19 protein-coding genes are annotated in these 15,713 nt (G+C 70.5%); 8 read left to right on the top strand and 11 right to left on the bottom strand.

Annotated features, from left to right (window positions below):
• Positions 1–1,605 (top strand): sensor histidine kinase, encoded by a 1,605-nt coding sequence (locus IEX49_RS07630; RefSeq protein ID WP_188805587.1) that lies wholly within the window; start codon positions 1–3, stop codon positions 1,603–1,605.
• A gap of 140 nt (positions 1,606–1,745) precedes the next feature.
• On the opposite strand, the gene IEX49_RS07625 is transcribed toward IEX49_RS07630, so the two are convergent.
• Positions 1,746–1,994, bottom strand: a complete 249-nt coding sequence (locus IEX49_RS07625; protein WP_010144519.1) for a WhiB family transcriptional regulator — start codon at positions 1,992–1,994, stop codon at positions 1,746–1,748.
• A 328-nt stretch (positions 1,995–2,322) separates the two neighbouring features.
• Between IEX49_RS07625 and IEX49_RS07620 the strand changes: the two genes are divergently transcribed.
• Positions 2,323–2,754 carry a hypothetical protein gene (locus IEX49_RS07620; RefSeq protein WP_188805586.1) on the top strand — a complete coding sequence of 144 codons (432 nt, stop codon included), beginning with the start codon at positions 2,323–2,325 and terminating at the stop codon, positions 2,752–2,754.
• Between the two features lie 104 nt (positions 2,755–2,858).
• On the opposite strand, the gene IEX49_RS07615 is transcribed toward IEX49_RS07620, so the two are convergent.
• Positions 2,859–3,230: a DUF1844 domain-containing protein gene (locus IEX49_RS07615; RefSeq protein WP_159551538.1), complete on the bottom strand. Its 372-nt coding sequence runs from the start codon at positions 3,228–3,230 to the stop codon at positions 2,859–2,861.
• A 76-nt stretch (positions 3,231–3,306) separates the two neighbouring features.
• Positions 3,307–3,468 carry a hypothetical protein gene (locus tag IEX49_RS07610; RefSeq protein ID WP_188805585.1) on the bottom strand — a complete coding sequence of 54 codons (162 nt, stop codon included), beginning with the start codon at positions 3,466–3,468 and terminating at the stop codon, positions 3,307–3,309.
• 122 nt (positions 3,469–3,590) lie between these two features.
• Here IEX49_RS07610 and infC point away from each other — a divergent pair, with 122 nt between their 5' ends.
• From infC to IEX49_RS07590, 4 genes are all read left to right on the top strand, one after another.
• A complete protein-coding gene (gene infC, locus IEX49_RS07605; protein WP_229672393.1) occupies positions 3,591–4,604 on the top strand; it encodes a translation initiation factor IF-3 in 1,014 nt (337 codons plus the stop codon).
• Positions 4,605–4,730: 126 nt separating this feature from the next.
• Positions 4,731–4,925, top strand: coding sequence for a 50S ribosomal protein L35 (rpmI, locus tag IEX49_RS07600; RefSeq protein ID WP_188805584.1), 195 nt, complete (start codon positions 4,731–4,733; stop codon positions 4,923–4,925).
• Between the two features lie 88 nt (positions 4,926–5,013).
• On the top strand, positions 5,014–5,400 hold the full coding sequence (gene rplT, locus IEX49_RS07595) for a 50S ribosomal protein L20 (protein WP_115931568.1): 387 nt from the start codon (positions 5,014–5,016) through the stop codon (positions 5,398–5,400).
• Between the two features lie 56 nt (positions 5,401–5,456).
• Complete coding sequence (locus IEX49_RS07590) at positions 5,457–6,413, top strand: TrmH family RNA methyltransferase (protein WP_188805583.1); 957 nt, start codon at positions 5,457–5,459, stop codon at positions 6,411–6,413.
• Positions 6,414–6,531: 118 nt separating this feature from the next.
• Here IEX49_RS07590 and IEX49_RS07585 read toward each other — a convergent pair whose 3' ends face one another.
• Both IEX49_RS07585 and IEX49_RS07580 read right to left on the bottom strand, forming a co-directional pair.
• Complete coding sequence (locus IEX49_RS07585) at positions 6,532–6,807, bottom strand: GlsB/YeaQ/YmgE family stress response membrane protein (RefSeq protein WP_188805582.1); 276 nt, start codon at positions 6,805–6,807, stop codon at positions 6,532–6,534.
• A gap of 133 nt (positions 6,808–6,940) precedes the next feature.
• The gene (locus tag IEX49_RS07580; RefSeq protein WP_188805581.1) at positions 6,941–8,191 is read right to left on the bottom strand and encodes an MFS transporter; all 1,251 of its coding nucleotides are present in this window, start codon (positions 8,189–8,191) and stop codon (positions 6,941–6,943) included.
• Between the two features lie 114 nt (positions 8,192–8,305).
• On the opposite strand from IEX49_RS07580, the gene IEX49_RS07575 reads away from it, so the two are divergent.
• A complete protein-coding gene (locus IEX49_RS07575; protein ID WP_373286705.1) occupies positions 8,306–8,815 on the top strand; it encodes a (deoxy)nucleoside triphosphate pyrophosphohydrolase in 510 nt (169 codons plus the stop codon).
• A gap of 4 nt (positions 8,816–8,819) precedes the next feature.
• Here IEX49_RS07575 and IEX49_RS07570 read toward each other — a convergent pair whose 3' ends face one another.
• Entirely contained in the window at positions 8,820–9,938 is a 1,119-nt protein-coding gene (locus tag IEX49_RS07570; protein WP_188805579.1) for an Rv2578c family radical SAM protein, read from the bottom strand.
• A gap of 56 nt (positions 9,939–9,994) precedes the next feature.
• Between IEX49_RS07570 and pcp the strand changes: the two genes are divergently transcribed.
• A complete protein-coding gene (pcp, locus tag IEX49_RS07565; protein WP_188805578.1) occupies positions 9,995–10,738 on the top strand; it encodes a pyroglutamyl-peptidase I in 744 nt (247 codons plus the stop codon).
• Here pcp and IEX49_RS07560 read toward each other — a convergent pair.
• The 5 genes from IEX49_RS07560 to IEX49_RS07545 form a co-directional block, all read right to left on the bottom strand.
• Complete coding sequence (locus tag IEX49_RS07560; protein ID WP_308421928.1) at positions 10,735–11,898, bottom strand: MFS transporter; 1,164 nt, start codon at positions 11,896–11,898, stop codon at positions 10,735–10,737. The two genes, pcp and IEX49_RS07560, sit on opposite strands and share 4 nt — an antisense overlap.
• A 193-nt stretch (positions 11,899–12,091) precedes the next feature.
• A complete protein-coding gene (locus IEX49_RS07555; RefSeq protein ID WP_188805577.1) occupies positions 12,092–12,883 on the bottom strand; it encodes an ABC transporter ATP-binding protein in 792 nt (263 codons plus the stop codon).
• Entirely contained in the window at positions 12,880–13,953 is a 1,074-nt protein-coding gene (locus IEX49_RS07550; RefSeq protein ID WP_229672391.1) for a FecCD family ABC transporter permease, read from the bottom strand. Before IEX49_RS07550 ends, IEX49_RS07555 begins: the two co-directional genes overlap by 4 nt.
• Positions 13,950–14,945, bottom strand: coding sequence for an iron chelate uptake ABC transporter family permease subunit (locus tag IEX49_RS16805; protein WP_229672389.1), 996 nt, complete (start codon positions 14,943–14,945; stop codon positions 13,950–13,952). The genes IEX49_RS07550 and IEX49_RS16805 overlap by 4 nt, the downstream gene beginning before the upstream one ends.
• A complete protein-coding gene (locus IEX49_RS07545; RefSeq protein WP_188805575.1) occupies positions 14,942–15,697 on the bottom strand; it encodes a helix-turn-helix domain-containing protein in 756 nt (251 codons plus the stop codon). Before IEX49_RS07545 ends, IEX49_RS16805 begins: the two co-directional genes overlap by 4 nt.
• Between the last annotated feature and the right edge of the window lie 16 nt (positions 15,698–15,713).

The raw sequence follows: 15,713 nt of genomic DNA, 5'->3' as shown, positions 1-15,713 counted from the left end.
ATGGCCTTGTTCACCGACCCCCTCCACGACAACCCCGACCTGGCGGAGGGCGATGTCGACTGGCTGCACATGGTGGTCGGTGAGTGGCAGCTCATCGCGGATCTGGACTTCGCGGACCTGGTGCTGTGGTACCCGGTCGCGGGCTCGGAGGCCACCGGACGCGGGTTCGTGGCCCTGGCCCAGGCCCGGCCCTTCACCTCACAGACCTCCCTGCACCGGGACATCGTGGGCAGCCGGGTCCGGACCGACCTGAAGTCGCTGGTGGACCAGGCCTGGATCACCGGGGAGCCGACGGCCACGGCGCCCTCGGTGCACGGTCCGGACAGCTCCATGCGGGTGGCGGTGTGGCCCGTGGTCCGCCACCACCGGAGCATCGGGGTGGTCACGGTCCACCAGAACCTCACGGGCCAGCGCACGCCGTCCCGGCTCGAACTGGTCTACCGGGAGAGCGCCACGCAGCTGCTGACCATGCTGTCCCGCGGCCAGTGGCCGGAGACGGACGACCCTGTCAGCGTCTCTCACCGGGGTTCGCCTCGGGTCGGGGACGGTGTCCTGCGCCTGACGGCCGAGGGGCTGGTGGACTTCGCGACGCCGAACGCCGTCTCGGCCTTCCGCCGGCTGGGGGAGACCGAGCCCCTGGAGGGACGGTCCCTGGCGAGGATCGTCACGGACCTGCAGGATGAACGCCGGCCCGTGGACGAGTCCCTGCCGTTGGTCCTGACGGGCAAGGCCGCGGCCCGCGCCGAGCTGGACGTCCGCTCGGTCAACCTCACCCTGCACACGGTGCCGCTGCGCGATGACGCCGGACGTTTCGGGGCGCTGGTACTCCTGCGAGACGTCACGGAGCTGCGCCGGCGGGAGCAGCAGCTCATCGGCAAGGACGCCACCATCCGGGAGATCCACCACCGCGTGAAGAACAATCTCCAGACCGTGGGGTCCCTGCTGCGGATGCAGTCGCGGCGGATGCACTCAGACGAGGCGAAGAAGGGTCTGGAGCAGGCCATGCGCCGGGTGGACACCATCGCCCTGGTCCACGAGACGCTGTCCCGGGGTCTCGAGCAACAGGTGGACATGGACTCCCTGCTGGGGCGCCAGTTCCGGCTCGCCGTGGAGGTGGCCGGTGATGGCCGGGAGGTCAGCACGGAGTTCCGAGGCGGTTTCGGCCAGCTGCCCTCCGACCTGGCCACCCCCTTGGCCCTGGTGATCAATGAACTCGCCATGAACGCGGTGGAGCACGGGATCGGGCCGGACGGTGGCCACGTGGGTCTCTCGGCTCGCCGGACGCAGACGCCCTCCGGCGAGCGACTGGAGGTCCGCCTCTGGGACAGCGGAATGGAGGGTGCGGGAAGCCATGAACAGGTGCCCGACGGCGGCAGCGCACCCGGGCGGGACGCCGGCGGTCTGGAGACGGGCACCGGAGGCGGTCCCCGGAACGCCCGAGGCGAGTCGGCCGGCGTCGTTCCGGCACCGGGGCAGAGCCCCGGACTCGGCCTGCACATCGTCCGCACGCTGGTGGCGGGGGATCTGCGGGGCACCATCGACTGGACGGCGCTGGAGTCCGGCGGCACCGAGGTCGTCATCCAGGCACCGGTCCCGGAGCACTGATCACTGATGGAGTGCCAAGAGTCTTGACTCATTGATGGAGTGCCAAGAGTCTTGACGGGACACGTCACAGGCCCCGACCCCACGGGGTCAGGGCCTGTGACGTGGCTGTGGTGTGGGAGGTTCCCGGTCTGGCCTCCGTACTAGGAGGCGCGACGGGCGCGGGCGGCCCGGCGCTTGAGGGCGCGGCGCTCATCCTCGCTCATGCCGCCCCAGACGCCGGAGTCCTGTCCGGACTCGATGGCCCACTGCAGGCACGTGTCGACCACTTCACAGGTGCGGCAGACAGCCTTGGCCTCTTCGATCTGGAGCAGGGCCGGACCCGTGTTCCCCACCGGGAAGAAAAGTTCCGGGTCCTTGTCCAGGCACGCTGCCCGGCTACGCCAATCCATGCTGATCGTTCACTCCTTCGCTGCCGGGCACACGGGTGGCCCCGGCAATACTGTCTCGGGTCATCGGACGGTAGTCCTCAAGCGGGGGTTGATCTGCAGCATCCTGTCGATGGCAGCAAAAAAGGGCCGTTGCGACGACCCCCGCTGAACTTCGTGAAATATCTTTTCATGTCGATTACGAGTAAACAAGAGGCCCAGCAGGTTAACTTGCGGTTATCATGCGATGTTGATCACAGCGCGGAACGGGTGCCGTAGACTATTCCGGCCCGCCGTCACCACTGTCAAGGGTGCGGCCATCAGCCCGCAGAGCAACAGAAAGCCGGATGCCGTGCCCACGCCAGAACACCAGGCCAACCCCCGGTCATCCACCCCTCCCGAACGCGCGCACCGGGCGCCGTCGGTGGTGGCGCTGACCGTGCTGTTGCTCCTTCAAGCCCTCGCGGTCCTCGGTGTCGCCGTGGTGTTCGCCCTCGAGATCGGCAGCGGCGTGCTGAACCTGGGCGCGCAGATCTTCCTGGTGGTCCTCGTCGCGGCCGCGGGAATCTGGATCGGTGCTGCGGGTCTGAGCCTGTGGGCCGGCAGGGCCTGGGTCCGGGCCGCCGTGGTGGTGATCGAGCTGTTCGCCGTGATCCTGTCCGTCAGCTTCTTCTCGGCCGGGAACGTGGCGACCGGGCTGCTCTTCCTGGTGCCGGCCGCCGGGATCCTGTTCTTGATGTTCAGCCGCCAGGTCGCAGAGCACCTGGCGGGCCTCCACCGCTGAAGGGCGGCTCCGGGCCGAAACATGCGGGCCCGGCACCGTCCGAGGACGGGGCCGGGCCCGGGGGTCTGTTCACGAGGGGGCCGTTGGTGCGGCCGGGGTGCAGGTCAGTTCACGGCACCGGTGTACTTCTCGCCCGGACCCTTGCCGGGGGCGTCCGGGAAGGGCGAGGCCTCGCGGAACGCCAGCTGCAGCGAACGCAGTCCGTCACGCAAGGGGCCGGCGTGCTGGCTGCCGATCTCCGGGGCGGCGGACGTGACCAGGCCGGCCAGCGCGGTGATCAGCTTGCGCGCCTCGTCCAGGTCGATCAGTTCCTCGGCGTTCGGCGTGTCAGCCAGACCGACCTTCACCGCAGAGGCGGTCATGAGGTGCACGGCGGCGGTGTTGATGAGTTCCACGGCCGGGACCTCGTGGATCTCCCGCACCCGATCGTTGACGGGATCGTCCGAGGGGGAGGGATTCTGCTGTTCGTCATTCATGCTGGTAAGCTTGTCACAGACCAACTGGTCCCGTGTCCCATTCCACTGCAGTACGGATGTGAGATGGGTGACGAGATCAGTCATCGAAGTGGAGGCCATCTCCCACCCGCGTCAGCAGGATGTCCGCCTCGGCGGACCGAGTTGCCGGGTCACCGGTCGGACGGCCCCGGAAGGGGACCAGTCGGCCGATGGGTCGGCGGATACGTCCGTCGGCCAGGCCTCCGTCTGCGTTGAGCACGGAGGCCTTAGTTGTCTCCGGATCTGCGCAGGGAGCCGCACCGGGATGGCGGCTCCGCATCCACAGCGTCCAGAAACAGGAGTTGCAAGATTAGCGAGCCAAGAATCAACGAACGGATCCGCGTGCCCGAGGTGCGCCTGGTCGGCCCCCAGGGCGAACAGGTGGGAATTGTGCGCATCGAGGATGCGTTGCGTCTAGCCGCCGAGGCCGATCTGGACCTCGTTGAAGTGGCCCCCACGGCCAAGCCGCCGGTCTGCAAGCTCATGGACTTCGGCAAGTGGAAGTACGAGGCCGCTGTCAAGGCCCGTGAGGCCCGGAAGAACCAGACCAACACGATCCTCAAGGAAGTCCGCTTCCGCCTGAAGATCGACAAGCACGACTACGAGACCAAGACCGGTCATGCCCGCAAGTTCCTCACCGCTGGGGACAAGGTCAAGGCCATGATCCAGTTCCGTGGGCGTGAGCAGCAGCGCCCCGAGCTGGGCATCCGCCTGCTCCAGAAGTTCGCCGAGGACGTGGCCGATGTCGGCATGGTCGAGTCGAGCCCGCGCCAGGACGGCCGCAACATGGTCATGGTCATCGGTCCGCTGAAGAACAAGTCGGAGGCCCGTGCCGAGGCGCGCAAGCACCAGGAGCCGAGGCAGGAACGCGTCGGTTCCCGTCGAGACGTGGCGGCCCGCGAGGCGAAGCAGAAGGTCGCCGAGGATACTTCCTCGGCACCGCTGTCCAGCACGATGTCGGATGCCATGCCGGAAGAGCTGAAGAAGCTGGCCCAGGCCGGTACCGAGGCTCCGGCCGTGGACGCTCCGAAGGCCCCGGTGGAGAAGCCGGCCGAGAAGCCTGCAGACCAGAAGGCCCCGCAGACTGCCCCGGCCAAGGAGGCTCCGGCAGACAAGCCGGCTCCGGTCAAGGCAGCTCCGGCCGCCAAGCCGGCGACCGCGAGGCCTGCTGCCGCCAAGCCTGCTGCCGCACCGAAGCCCGCGGCGGCCAAGCCTGCCGCGGCACCCAAGCCTGCGGCGGCCAAGCCTGCCGCGAAGCCGGCACCGGCTCCCAAGCCGGCCATGCCGAAGCCGTCTGCGGCACCCAAGCCCGGTGCAACGCCGAGGCCCGGCCCCAAGCCGGGCGGAAGCAAGTAGACCAGCACCACCCTTTCGTCACCGGCTCCAGGTCGGTACGGACCAGATCGGCCCCACCTCCGGGAGGGTCCACGTAGCACTGTCCGCCCGACGGGCGGACAGCCAACATGAAGGAGAACGGCAGCCATGCCGAAGATGAAGACCCACAGCGGAGCCAAGAAGCGCTTCCGCGTGACCGGTTCCGGCAAGCTGATGCGTCAGCAGGCCAACCGCCGCCACTACTTGGAGCACAAGCCCTCCACGCTGACCCGCCGTCTGGCCTCCGATGAGTTGGTCTCCAAGGCCAACGTCAAGACCATCAAGCGGATGCTGGGCATCTGACATTTCCCCGTGGCCCTCGCGGCCGCACACAGCTAGCCGCCGCGACTGACGAAGAACGCGGTGGGCATCGATTCGAAGGAGTACGCACGTGGCACGTGTGAAGCGGGCAGTCAACGCCCACAAGAAGCGCCGGGTGGTCTTGGACCGCGCGGCCGGTTACCGCGGACAGCGTTCCCGCCTTTACCGCAAGGCCAAGGAACAGCTGCTGCACTCGTATGTCTACAACTACCAGCACCGCAAGAAGCGCAAGGGCGACTTCCGCCGGCTGTGGATCACCCGTATCAACGCGGCCTCCCGCGCCAACGGCATGACCTACAACCGCTTCATGCAGGGCCTCAAGCTGGCCGGCATCGAGGTGGACCGCCGCATGCTCGCCGAGCTGGCCGTGTCCGACTCTGCCGCGTTCGCCGCCCTGGTGACGGCCTCCCGCGCAGCCCTGCCGGCTGACGTCAACGCCCCGGCAGTCGCGAAGTAAGTACGCGCACCCGGTGACGGTGGCGGCCTCAGGGCCGCCACTGAACTCGGAACACCATGAACGAGCGCCCCGACCAGGACGTGATGACCAACCCCCGGGCCGACCGGGTCAGGAAGGTCGCACGCCTGGCGGGGCGCTCGTCGCGTTCCCGGGACGGCTTGTTCCTGGCCGAGGGGCCACAATCCTCCCGGGAGGCGCTGCGGGCTCACCTGGGGATGCTGGGCCCTCGTCCCGACCACGATGCCGGCCCTGTCCAGGCCGCCGATCGTCAGCTGGCTGGTCTGGACGGCTACACCCAGTGGATTCCGGGCCGGGTCGTGGAATCCGTCTACCTCTCCACTCGAGTGGCAGACCGTGACCCGGAGCTGGCGGAACTGGTCCGCCGTGCCGCCGATCGGAACGTGATGGTGCGGTGGGTGACCGACGAGGTCCTGGACGCCCTGGCCGATGCCGTCACCGGGCAGGGCATCATCACTGTCTGTCACATCCCGGACACCGGCGCCGCCACCGTCCTCGCTGCCCTTCCGGAACCACGGCTGGCCGCCGTCCTGTGCCGAGTCCAGGACCCCGGCAACGCGGGGACCATCCTGCGGGCGGCCGATGCCTCAGGGGCCGGCGCGGTGGTGCTGACGGCCGGTTCCGTGGACGTGTTCAACCCCAAGGTGGTGCGCTCCACGGCCGGATCGCTGTTCCACGTACCGGTCGTGACCGGGGTGGAGGCTGCCACCGCAGTGGGCATGCTTCGCGACCGCGGCCTGGCGGTACTGGCAGCGGACGGCTACGGGTCCGTGGTACTGGACCGGCCGCCGTCCGGCCTGCTGGCCGGTCCGACGGCCTGGTTGTTCGGCAACGAGGCCCAAGGGCTGTCCGCCAATGAGCTGGCCCTGGCCGCCGAGCGGGTGGCGGTCCCGCTGTACGGGCGGGCCGAATCACTCAACGTGGCCACGGCCGCCACGGTCTGCCTCTACGCCTCGGCCATGGCGCAGCACGCGCCCAACGGCGCCTCGGCCTGAGGTGGTCCGGGCGGGAATCACGGCCGCAGACACCACCACGAGAAGACGAAGGGCACCCCCTGTTTCAGGGGGTGCCCTTCGCGATCAGGGATGGAGGTTGGTTGGGTTACCCGGGTGATCAGGCCGTCGTGCGGTCTCGCCGGCCGGTGATGGCCTGCCAGATGAAAGCAACGATGACGCCGCCGATGATGGCAAAGACCCAGGTCCAGAAGTCGAAGAAGCCTTCGTTGAGGTCGAGGTTGAACAGGGCGCCACCGATCCAGCCACCCAAGATGGCGCCGATGATGCCGGTGATGAGGGCGCCGAGCCAGCCACCTCCCTGCTTGCCCGGAAGGATGAGCCGGGCGATGGCACCTGCTACGAGGCCCATGATGATCCAGCTGATGATGCTCATGTTGTCTACCCCTTCGTGCTCGTGAAGCAGTACGGATACGGAAAGTGTCCGTCCACGGCGCGCTCCCAGTCCACGGTTGGTGGACGGTCAGGAACCGCGCCTGCGCACAACATAGCAAGCCGGGCCGGAAATTTCAGGAGTTGCGGGACCGGAGCAGGATCAGGGACAACAGGAGCCCGACGCCGGCCAGGGCCGCTCCGGCGCCCGCCGGCACCTGCAGGCCGAGACCGGCCTGGATCACGGCGGCACCCACCCAGGCACCCATGGCATTGGCCAGGTTGAGGGCCGAATGGTTGAGTGCTCCGGACAATTGGGGTGCCTGCGGTGCCGCATCCACGAGCAGGACCTGCAGGGACGGGACCAGGGCCGAGGCGGCCATGGCGGCGGCCAGCAGCGGCACCAGCGAGAGGATCCACCATTCAGCGGTGAGGCTGAAGCAGGCCAGCGCCACCGACACGATGGCGAGCATCAACTGCAGGGTTCGCCGCGCCGAGCGGTCGGACAGGGTGCCGCCGATCAGGGTGCCGACCACCATGCCGACCCCGTAGAGGGCCATGATGACCGGCACCAGCTGCGGGGCCATTCCACCGACGTCCGTGAAGACGGGGGCGATGTAGGTGTAGAGGGCGAACATGCCCGCGAAGCCGATGATGCCGACCACGATCGCCCGCCAGAGCGCCGGAGATCTCAGGGCCGTGAGCTCACTGCGCACGGAGGCCCCGGGAGGAGCCGGGACGCGGGGGACCAGCCACGCCACAGCGGCCACGGTGGCGGAGCCGAAGAGCCCCGTGACGATGAACATCCACCGCCATCCGGAGTTCTGTCCCAACCAGGTGGCCAACGGAACGCCGATGAGGTTCGCGACGGACAGTCCCGCCATGACCCAGGCGATGGCCTGGCCGCGGCGGGCCGGTCCGGCCAGGTGGGCGGCCGCCAGGGCAGCGGCCGAGAAGTAGGCGCCGTGGGGCAGACCGGAGATGAACCGGGCCACGAGCATGGTGGCGAAGTCCGGGGCGAGCAGACTGGCGGCGTGGCCGATGACGAACAGTGCCATCAGCCACAGGGCGGAGGTACGCCGGTCGATCCGGGCCATACCGGCCGCGAGCAGCGGCGCTCCGATGACTACGCCAAGGGCATAGGCGGAGATGAGGATGCCGCCGGCGGGCAGGTCGACGCCCAGATCTGCGACTGCCTCGGGGAGGAGACCCATGATGGCGAACTCCGTGGTGCCGATCGCGAAGCCGCCGAGGGCGAGCGCGAGGATGCCCGGCAGGATGGCGCGGCGGCCAGGCGTGTCGGAGCGCCGGGCAGCAGGTGAGGAAGATGAGTCAGATGACGTGGCTGGTGAGGGGGAGGAGAGATCGTCGGCAGCGGTGTTCGGCACTGATCCAGACTACGGTCCCCACGCTCCCACGGCGCGCTTTGCGGGCGATCCCCACCGGCGGGGATCGCCCGCAAAGCGCCGGGGCAGGGTAGGTAGGCTCGGGGGATGAGTGACATCACCCCGGGAACCCCGGCCGTGCCCCTCCACGTGGAGGACCCGAACGTCGGCCCGCGAGTGGCCTTCCGCCCGGAATCCGGCACTCCCCGGCCGGTCGTGGGAGCTGCCGTGGTGGACGAGGTGGCGGCCCCGACGGTGGTGCTGGCCGCCCGGCGGAGTGCACCGGAGGTCCTGGCGGGCCTCTGGGAGTTCCCGGGCGGCAAGGTGGAGCCGGGGGAGGACCCCCGCGCCGCGCTGGTCCGGGAGGTGCGCGAGGAGCTCGGGGTCCACATCCGGCTGGACCGGGAGGTGGCCGCCGACCATCCGGAGGGATGGCTGTTGGGCAACGGGGCCAGGATGCGGGTGTTCACCGCGGAGATCGTCGAGGGCGACCCCCAGCCGCTGGAGGACCACGACCGGCTCGAGTGGCGCGCCCTCGACCGGGCCGCGCTGCAGGAACTGGACTGGATCCCGGCGGACCGGCCCATCGTGGACGCACTGGTGGAGCTCGTGCGCCCCGGGGGCTGAGACTCTAGAACAGGGCCAGCTGAGGGGCGGGAACCGGCTGGGCAGGGACCGTGGTCCCGGCCGCGGCCCGGTGGTCATCCGCGCCGGGGCGATGGGCCGCCGGGCTCGGTCCGTCCCCGTCCGGCCGGGTGATGCGGTGGGCTCCCTCGTGGTTCAGGCCGTGACGCCGGGCTGCGGCGGAGGCCCGCCGGCCGAGGGCCTTGCGGTAGGAGGCGGGGGCGTAGGAGCTGCGGCCGTAGAGCTGACGGTATCCGTCCAGTAGGTCCGGGTGGTCCTCCTCGATCCACTGCAGATACCACTGCCGCGCCCCGGGCCGCAGGTGCAGGGCCCCGGCCAGCACGGACTGGGCGCCGGCGCCGGCCAACGCGGTCATGAGGTCCTCCAACTGGCGGTCGGAATCCGTGAGCCATGGCAGCAGGGGCATGGCCATGACCGTGACCTGGGCACCGGCCGAGGACAGCTTCTCGATGAGCTTGAGCCGTGCCGCCGGTGTGGGGGTGCCCGGTTCGACCCGGTGGGCGAGGCCCGCGTCCAGCATGGCCAGGGAGACGGAGACCTGCACCGGCACCTGGCGCGAAGCCGAGGCCAGCAGGTCCAGGTCCCGTCCCAGGAGGGTGCCCTTGGTCAGGATGGAGAAGGGGGTGCCCGCATCCGCCAGGGCCGTGATGATGCCGGGCATGAGGCGGTACCGGCCCTCCGCCCGCTGATAGGGGTCCGTGTTGGTGCCCAGGGCCACCAGCTCGCGGTTCCAGCTGGGGCGTGCCAACTCCCGCCGGAGGATCTCGGGGGTGTTCACCTTGACGACGATCTGCTGATCGAAATCGGTGCCCGCGTTGAAGTCCAGATACTCGTGGGTGTTGCGCGCGTAGCAGTACCGGCACGCATGGGTGCAGCCCCGGTAGGGATTGACGGTCCAGCGGAAGGGCATGGGGGAGGAGTCCGGGACCTTGTTCAGGGCCGACTTGGCCACGACCTCGTGGAAGGTGGTGTCCGCGAACTCCGGCGTGGTGATGGAACGCTGCAGGCCGGAGAGCGGGAGCAGGGCGGCCGGTGCGGCTGGAGTGCCGCCGTCGCCCTGCTCGATCCCGTCCCCGGCCTGCAGAGTCTGCGCTTCCCATCGCATGACTTGATTAGAACACATGTACTAACGGTGGTGCAAGGGGGCGCTACGCTGAAGCCATGACCGGTACCGGCCCCGCCATCACAGCCCACCACGCCCCTGGCCTCTCACCCCTCCTGTCACCCCTTCTGCTCACCGGCTTCGAGCCCTTCGCAGGGGATGGACACAATCCCTCCTGGCCCGCGGCGCAGGAGGCGGCCCGTCGACTCCGGGACCGCGGCTTCGATGCGGTCGCCGTGAGGCTGCCCTGTTCCTTCGCCGGATCCACCGAGGCCCTGGAACGGGCACTGGCCGAGCACCGCCCCGGGACCGTCATCGCCTGCGGCCTAGCCGGCGGCCGGACGCGGGTGGCCGTGGAGCGCGTGGCCGTCAACCTCCAGGATGCCCGCATCCCGGACAACGCCGGGGCCCAGCCGGCAGGACAGGCCGTGGACGAGGCCGGCCCCGCCGCCTATTTCTCCACCCTGCCGGTCAAGCGCATCTTCGCCGCGCTGCGCGAGGCCGCGATCCCGGCCGAGCTGTCCCTGAGCGCGGGCAGCTTCGTCTGCAACCACCTCTTCTACGCGCTGATGGCCCGGGCCGAAACCAGTTCCGTGCGAACCGCCGGGTTCATCCACGTGCCGTGGGACGAGAACGCGCCGCGCAGAACAGCAGGGGTGAGCGAGCACGCCGATGACAGGGCTCGTCCGGAACCGTGGCCGACCCTGCCGGGGACCCAGCTGGCCGAGGCGCTCGTGATCGCCGCGCTGGAAGCGGCCCGGCCGGCGTCGGACCTCGACGAGCCCGATGGCTCGCTGTACTAGCCGGCCTCGGCGGAGGGCCGCTGCACCGAGGCCCGGGCGGCCAGCAGCCCGGCGATGGTGAAGGCGAGGGTGGCGGCGAGGACCAGCAGGACCGGTGCCGTCCAGCCCTCGGTGGTGGTGTGCAGCCAGCCGGCGAACGGCGGGGCGATCGTGGCGGCCAGGTAGCCGCCCGTCTGGACGAAGGCTGAGCCGGAGGCGGCCTCGGAATCGTTGCCGGCCATCCGGGCGATGATCGAGAAGATGGCCGTGAAACCGCCGCCCTGCGCCACTCCGCCGGTGAGAGACCAGAGCGTGTACGCGTCGGGTGCCAGCAGCAGGCCGAGCGGCAGGGACAGCCACAGGACGGCGACCACGGCCATGGGGACCCAGGGCCTCGTCCGGGCCGCCAGGAGCGGAACACCGAGGGCGCCCACGATGGCGGCGACCTGGAACAGGGACGCCGTGGCACCGGACCCCGCCGTGTCCAGACCCTGGGAGTCAGCCAGGATCGTGGGCAGCCAGGTGGTGGTGGTGAAGTAGCCGGCCGACTGGCCGCTGAAGGCGATGACCAGCAGCCACATGACACGGCGGAACTGCGGCACCGGCCGGCCACCGGCGCTCCGGGCTGTCGGCGCCTTCTGTCCGGACACCGGGCCACTCTCGGAGGAGTTCGACTGCCCGCCGGGGGCCTCCCGCAGGCGCCGCCGGACCAGGGCCAGCCAATAGGTCATCCCGACGACGGCGAGCACGCCCCAGAGCGCGAGGGCCCAGCGCCAGCCGACGGCGGCAGCCAGGGGGCCGGTGCCGAGCAGGGTGGCCATGGAACCCACGTTCATGCCGGCCGAATACAGTCCCGTCGCCAGGGAGACCCGGTCCCAGGGGACCTCCCGGCGGATGATGACCGGCACCACGATGTTCCCCAGGGTCAGCGACAGGCCGATCACCACGGTGCCGGCCAGGACCATCCACGCTGGCCCAGCCGAGCGCAGCAGGGTGCCGGCCAGCACCCCCGCCAGGCAGGCGAACACCGTGGCCTCGGAACCCCACCGGCCGATGGTCCGGGTGGCCAAGGGGGTCGCCAGGGCGAAGAGCAGGATCGGCAGTCCGGTCAGCAGTCCGGCTCCGACGGCGTTCAGTCCGGTATCGCCCTGGATCTGCCCGAGGATCGCGGTGGGAGCGATGATCGGCGCTCGGAGGTTGAGGGCGAGGATGACGATGCCGACGATGATCCACGGCAGGATCGGGCTGGTGACAGGAGGGCGGCGCGAGTTGACTCCTCGGTTGGAAGGGTGTGTGGGCCGGTGGGGGCCACCCCTGATCCTAGCGAGCGCGTGCGGAGACCGGCCGAGGCCCCTGACCCGTCCCCCGGCACCGTCAGGGCGCTCCGGGGGTGGGGGAGCGGGGCAGGACGACCGGGTGTCCGGTGTCCGGATCGGGGATGATGCGGGCCCGCACCCCGAAGACCTCGTGCACCAGTCCCTCCGTCAGGATGTCCGCCGGTGGCCCCTGGGCCACCACCGCCCCGGAGCGCATGGCGATCAGATGCGTGGCGTAGCGGGCGGCCATGTTGATCTCGTGCAGCACCGCCACCACGGTGCGGCCCTCGGAGCGCAGGGCCGCGACCAGGTCCAGCACCTCGAGCTGGTGGGCGATGTCGAGGAAGGTGGTCGGTTCATCCAGCAGGATCAGCGGGGTCTGCTGCGCCAGGACCATGGCGATCCAGACGCGCTGGCGCTGGCCGCCGGAGAGCTCGTCCACGTGCCGTGCGGCCAACGAGGTGATGTCGGTGGCCGTCATCGCCTCATTGACGGCCCGCTCGTCCTCGGTGGACCAGCCGGACAGCAGGGACTGGTGCGGATAGCGGCCCCGGGCCACCAGGTCCGCCACGGTGATCCCCTCGGGTGCCACCGACGACTGGGGCAGCAGTCCCACCCGGCGGGCCACCTCCTTGGTGGGCCACCGCCGGATGTCCTGGCCGTCCAGCACGATGCGTCCCGAGGCGGGCTGCAGCAATCGGGCCATCGACCGCAGGAGCGTGGACTTGCCGCAGGCGTTGGGGCCGACGATGACCGTGAGTTCCCCGTCCGGGATCTGCAGGTCGAGCCCGGACAGGACCGTCCTGTCGTCGTACCCGGCGGTGAGTCCCTCGGCGGACAACCGGCTCATGCTGTACTCCTTTCACGGCGGCTCTCGCGCACGAGCAGCCAGACCAGGTACCCGCCACCGATGCAGATGGTCACGGCCCCCGTGGGCAGCGGGACCCCGGGGACGGCGTGCAAGGCGATGAGGTCCGCCCCGAGCAGCAGGGCAGCGCCCACAGCGGCTGAGCCGGCGAGGTCCACGGAGGCGCCCTGGCCGGTGAGGCGGCGGGCGATCTGCGGTGCGGCGAGGGCGATGAAGGCGATGGGTCCCGCCGCGGCGGTCACCAGAGCCGTGGCGGCCACCCCGATCAGGATCAGGGCCAGCTTGGTGGGTTCCACGGGCACACCCAGGGCGGCCGCCGCGTCGTCACCGAGCTCGAGCCGCCGCATCCGGCGTTGGGCCTCCGGGGCCGCCACGAGGAGGACGGCCAGTACCGCGGACCCGATGCCCACGGAGGTCCAGTTCACCGCTCCGAGGCTGCCAGCACCCCAGACAGCGGCATGGAGGGCCAGGTCCACGTCCACCTTGGCCGTGAACCACGTGTTGATGCCGTCGAGGAAGGCACTCAGGGCGATGCCGATGATGATCAGGCGGAATCCCTGGATGCCCCGGCGGAAGGCCAGCAGATAGACGGCGAGCGCGGTGAGCAGTCCGCCGATCAGGGCCCCGGCGCCCCTGGCCGCGTAGCCAGTGGCGCCCAGCAGCAGGGTGACGACCACGCCGGTGTACGCCCCGGAGGCGAATCCGATGATGTCCGGGCTGCCCAGCGGGTTCCGGGTGAGCGACTGGAAGACGGCACCGCTGATCCCCAGTGCGATGCCGAAGACCACGGCGGCGACGATGCGCGGCAGCCGCCATTCGACCACCACGGTGTGGACTCGCTGCGGCGCTGTCCCCTCGACCAGACCCCACAGTTCGGCGGGGCTGATCGCGTAGCTGCCCAGGGTGGTGGCCCAGACCATGAGTGCCACGACCCCGGCGGAGATGACTGCGATGGTGGTCACGGACCGGACCGAGGTGCGTGCGCTGAACCGGCCGCGGCGGATCGTCAGGGTGCCCTTCGGTGTCCCGGCCCGGGCCTGCAGTCCTCTCACAGCGCCGTCGCCCGGGTGCGGCGGACCAGCAGGATCAGCATCGGGGCGCCCAGCAGGGCGGTGACGATGCTGACCTGGAGTTCGGCGGGCATGAGCACCAGGCGCCCCACCACGTCGGAGGCGAGGACCAGAGCCGGAGCCAGGAGGGCCGAATAGGCGAGGATCCACCGCCAGTCGGGGCCGGTGATCCAGCGGACCGCGTGTGGCACCATCAGCCCCACGAAGGCGATGACGCCGCTGGCTGCCGTGGCGGCACCGCACAGCAGGGTCACCGAGAGCACGACGCCGGCCCGGGCCCATCCGAGGCGCGCCCCCACGGTGCGGGCCAGGTCGTCACCCAGGGCCACCGCGTTCAGCGGTGTGGCGCAGAGTGCGGCGAGCACCAGACCCACGAGGATGAACGGCAGGATGGCCTCCAGCGTTCCCGGCGGGCGGTCCGCGATGGTGCCGGCACTCCAGAACCGCATCCGGTCGAAGGTCTCGGCGTTGAGCAGGGCCAGGGTGCGGGAGACCCCCATCAGGACTGCACCCAGAGCGACGCCCACCAGGGTGATGCGGACCGGCGTCGGGGTTCCGCGCAGGCCGCCGGCCACGAGGTAGACCGCCACCGTGGCCGCGATCGCCCCCAGGAAGGCGAAGGGCAGGTACTCGCTGATGCGAGTGACCCCGAAGAAGGCGACCGCCAGGGCCACGGCGAATCCGGCGCCGGCGTTGACGCCAAGGATGCCGGGATCGGCCAGGGGATTCCGGGTCAGGGCCTGGATGAGCGCACCGGAGACGCCGAGGGCTGCGCCGACGGTGATGCCGAGCAGGGTGCGGCCGACCCTCGCCTCAGACACCGTGACGTGGGAGGCGGAGCCGTCGTTGGCGGTCAGGGCCGTCCAGACCACGTCCGGGGGCAGCATCGCCGCCCCGACCGCGAGGCTGGCCAGCGCGCACGCGGCCAACAGGGCCGCGGCCAGCACGAGGCCCGCCGTGCGGCGAACGGTCACGAGGCCACGGGGACGGCCCCGGCACGCAGGGCCACGTCAGGACAGGCCGTGAGCTCGGCCATCGGGACCCCGGTCTCCCGGGCCAGGGCCCGGAGGAACCCGGTGCGGGTCCCAAAGCCGGCGATCATGGCCGCGGCCGGGATGCCACCACCGATCAGCAGGTGGGCCACGGCCGGGTTGAGCCGAGCGCGCACCCGCCACTGATGGAAGGGCAGTCCGGTCTCCTCCACGAAGATCCGTAACAATTGCCGCTGGCTGATGCGGTGCTGCGCGGCCAGCTGGTCCAGGGTCCGCTGGGTGGCGGCGGCCTCCCGGGCCACCGCCGCCGCCACCGGGTGGCGCGGGTGGACCAGGGGGAAGTAGTCGAGTGCCTGCGCCCGCAGCAGGGCACCGATCGCGGAACGGAACGGCGCCACATGGTCCGCTGACGAAGGAGCCGCCACGAGGACGGTGGTCAGGAGCTCCACCAGATCCGGGACGACTCCGAGCGCGCGGATCCGCTCGGGCGGGGAGCACCCGGGTTCCAGCAGCGGGCCCAGAACCATGCCGCCGGAGCGGGTCTCCACGGCGTGGGGGACGCCGGGCGCCAGCCAGGCCGCCTCGTGGCGGTGCAGCAGCAGGTCGCGGCCGTCGGCCACGAGCAGGGCCTGGCCCGTGACCACGAAGACCAGATGTGGTTCCGGATGTTCGTGGGTGGGATGGCCCACGAACCGGATGGCGTGTTCCGGCACTACGGATTCCCATGACGTCATGGGGACGGACCTCCAG

The organism is Citricoccus zhacaiensis (assembly GCF_014645315.1).
GTDB lineage: Bacteria > Actinomycetota > Actinomycetes > Actinomycetales > Micrococcaceae > Citricoccus > Citricoccus zhacaiensis.
This window is presented reverse-complemented; position numbering and strand designations above follow the sequence as displayed.